Origin of the sequence: Agriterribacter sp., assembly GCF_035444585.1 — a bacterium.
GTDB lineage: Bacteria > Bacteroidota > Bacteroidia > Chitinophagales > Chitinophagaceae > Agriterribacter.
In genome coordinates this window covers 1-3349 of sequence record NZ_DAOMOZ010000192.1, presented here as the reverse complement: position 1 = coordinate 3349, position 3349 = coordinate 1, and the positions used below count along the sequence as shown (strand labels likewise).

Below are 3349 nucleotides of genomic sequence, written 5' to 3'. Positions count from 1 at the left end.
CATGACTCAACAATTACCCAACAAAATTTTTCGGGCCTGTATCATTACAGCCATCAGTTTTTTTTCAGTTAAATCATACGGCCAGTATATTTTTATGGATAAGCCGGTGTATGAGATAGGACTTAATATCGGGCCTTCCAATCTTCTTGGTGATCTGGGCGGACGCTATGGCACGGGTAAAACATTTCTGAAAGACAATAACATCCAGATGACAAGACTGATGAAAGGTGCATACCTCACCATTCGTCCCAGCGAGTTTTTTGGGATAACGCTTTCAGCAAATTTTACTACGCTTGAAGGAGCAGACAGCATTATCGTGGACAAGGGTGGTCCTGAAGTTGCCCGTAAGAACAGGAATCTTTCAGCCAGGATACCCATACAGGAAGTTACCCTAACGGGCGAGATATATCCCACAGTATTTTTTGAAATGGATGATAAGGACGTATACCATAAATTCCGCCCTTACGGGGTTATCGGCATTGGCGTTTTTCATTTTAATCCGCAGGGACAATATACAGCGCCTAATGGCACCAAAACCTGGGTTGACCTGAAACCTTTGCGCACGGAAGGCCAGGGCATGCCTCAATATCCCGACAAAAAAGAATACAGCCTTACGCAGATCAATATCCCCTATGGCGTGGGCATACGCTATTATTTCTCCGACAGGATAAACGCCGCATTTGAAATTGTAAACCGGAAAACGTTTACCGATTATATTGATGATATAGGAACAGAATTTATTGCCGACAGCGATTTCGACAGTTATTTTGGTGCAGGATCAAGAACCGCAACCATTGCCAAACAGATGCACAACAAAGCTCAGCAGGTAAGCCCCGGCGTAAGGATCCCTTATTATAATGCGGGAGATAAGCGCGGAACACCCACCAGGAATGATTCTTATTATTCGGCAAGCATTAAAGTGGGCATCCGTTTGGGTGGCAACGGGAACTCCGGCGTTTTGCGCTGCCCGATGATCTTTTAAGATCAATTGACAATCCAACATATCCTGAAACAAAAAACGAAATCCATGAAGAAAACGATTACAACCAACATTGTTACCATAAGGGTTACCGTTATAGCTATTCTGGTTATTTATACCCTCATTGCAAACGCATAAAACGCGTGCCTGCCGCTGCAAATCGGGCATCTGAGACATAAGAAGTGAGTGTTGACATCATCACTTCTTATTTTTTGTGTTGCTGCATCAACCAGCTACCCGGCACTACCCCGCGTTGCGTTAAAAACATCACCTGCAGTTGCATTCAAATTGTGTCCGGCGGAGCGAAAACACCACCGGGGCAGTTTGCACCGGTACATATCGTTATTACGCACATAAAACAAAGGAGTACCACAATTTGAACTTTTGTCATCGAAGGTAAATGCCTCCTTACCGCCAACCCTTATCTTTGCGTAAATCTCGTTAATGGAAATAACCTCAAAAAAAGCCGGTGAGTCGTTGGTAATGATGACAGAGCTGGTATTACCAAACGATACGAATGTATTTGGCAACCTTATGGGTGGCAGGCTTATGTACTGGATGGACATCGCCTCAGCCCTTTCTGCCCAAAAGCATGCCAATGCGCCTGTGGTTACCGCTTCAGTTGATAATATTTCTTTTGAAGCGCCTATTCTGCTTGGAAATGTTGTTTACATTGAAGCCAAGGTAAGCCGGGCGTTCACCACCTCTATGGAAGTGCACATCAGTGTATGGGGAGAAGATTTGAAACGCCGGTACAAATATAAAAGCAACGAAGCCTATTATACTTTTGTAGCACTCAATGCACAGGGAAAATCGTCGCCGGTTCCGCAGCTTACACCCGAGTCAGAAGACGAGCGGAAATTATACGAAGGAGCGATGCGAAGAAGACAGTTGAGATTGATATTAGGCGGCAAAATGAAACCACATGATGCTTTTGAGCTAAAAGCGCTTTTTGCCGGAGAATAGTTACACGGCTTTGTTTTTATAGGCATCGCTTTGTTCTATGGCATTCATCAGTTGACTGAGCATGTGATCCAAATCGTCGTTGTAATCAATTGGCAGCGGCGGCTTAAAATGCACCGTTAAAAGCACATTCTTTTGCATAAGCTTCAGGCTCTTTTTATGAAAAGCCTTATTGAAACCATCTATCACAATAGGCACCACTACGCAATGACTTTGCTTAACAAGGAAAGCAGTACCCTTTCTTCCCGGGGCAAAAGCCGTGGTGGTTCCCTGCGGAAAGGTAATTACCCAGCTCCGGTTCAGCGCTTTTAAAATTTTTTTGGTATCGGAAGGGTTCAAACCTTTTCTTACGGTTTTATCGTCTTCAACCCAGGTGCGCTTAACCGTTAGTGAACCCGCCAAAGCCATCAACCTGCTCATAAAAGTTCTTCTCATGGTGTCTTCTGCCGAAACGAAATATACGTTTGTAAAAGGATTAAGCAGGTAGTAAGGAACGCCCAGCTTGTTTTTCTTTCTCCACTTTACTGCGCAAAAAATATGCAGGAAGGCAATCACGTCCATAAAATAGGTTTGGTGATTGCTTACAAACAATACGTTGTTACGGGGCAAATTTTTGAGATGTTCCGTGCCTGTAATTTTAAGGCGGTTCATGATCGCCAGCCCCGGGTACGACAGGCAGCCAATGACAATATATACGACCTTCCGTACGAGTTTTACATAGCGCAACCTTTCAAAAAATGAACCCATGGATAAATGTTTATGCTGCTGATTTGCTTTGCAATATAGACTATTTGTAAAAACTTTGTTAACCCCGGCGCAACGCTCCAATATAAATATGTAATCAATTAAAAGATCACATCCTGTATAAAATTAAAGTCATGAAAAAATTCGTATTCGCATCCTCATTGGCCATTGCAGCAAGCATAGCTGCTGCCCGGGCAAATAACCCGGCATATAACAATCCCTATCCTAAAACGATCAATGTAACAGGAAGTGCAGAAATGGAAATCGTGCCCGATGAAATATATGTGCAGGTCAATTTGAGTGAATACGAAAAAAGAGGCTCGGGTAAAATAAATATGGAAACGATCAGGAAACAATTCCTGGAATTGTGTAAAAACGCCGGCATTCCAGATTCACTAATAAGTATAGCAACTTACCAGGGGGCAGATCGCTTATTTTGGATCAATAAAAAGAAAAAGAATCCCGATATGATGGCCACCATCAGCTATATCATCAAATTCAACAGCATAAAAAAGATTGACGCAATCGTTGAAAAATTAGATGATGAAGCAACCCGGGGCTTTTTCATTGTAAAAGCCTCGCACAGCAACATAGATGTATTCCGCAGGCAATTAAAAATACAGGCTGTAAAAGCTGCAAAGGATAAAGCCATTTATCTTTCGG

At 42.9% G+C, this 3349-nt stretch carries 4 protein-coding genes; 3 read left to right on the top strand and 1 reads right to left on the bottom strand.

Annotated features, from left to right (window positions below):
• Positions 1-982 (top strand): hypothetical protein (locus tag PLH26_RS17095; protein ID WP_324587247.1); only part of this gene is annotated, 982 nt, incomplete at its 5' end.
• A 441-nt stretch (positions 983-1423) separates the two neighbouring features.
• Positions 1424-1945, top strand: a complete 522-nt coding sequence (locus tag PLH26_RS17090; RefSeq protein WP_324587246.1) for an acyl-CoA thioesterase — start codon at positions 1424-1426, stop codon at positions 1943-1945.
• On the opposite strand, the gene PLH26_RS17085 is transcribed toward PLH26_RS17090, so the two are convergent.
• Positions 1946-2689 (bottom strand): lysophospholipid acyltransferase family protein, encoded by a 744-nt coding sequence (locus PLH26_RS17085; protein WP_324587245.1) that lies wholly within the window; start codon positions 2687-2689, stop codon positions 1946-1948.
• 131 nt (positions 2690-2820) lie between these two features.
• On the opposite strand from PLH26_RS17085, the gene PLH26_RS17080 reads away from it, so the two are divergent.
• Positions 2821-3349 (top strand): SIMPL domain-containing protein (locus PLH26_RS17080; protein ID WP_324587244.1); only part of this gene is annotated, 529 nt, incomplete at its 3' end.

Bases quoted from the DNA above. Each gene is read 5' to 3' on its own strand.
- PLH26_RS17090 (WP_324587246.1), top strand. From the start codon at position 1,424: ATGGAAATAACCTCAAAAAAAGCCGGTGAGTCGTTGGTAATGATGACA.
- PLH26_RS17085 (WP_324587245.1), bottom strand. From the start codon at position 2,689: ATGGGTTCATTTTTTGAAAGGTTGCGCTATGTAAAACTCGTACGGAAG.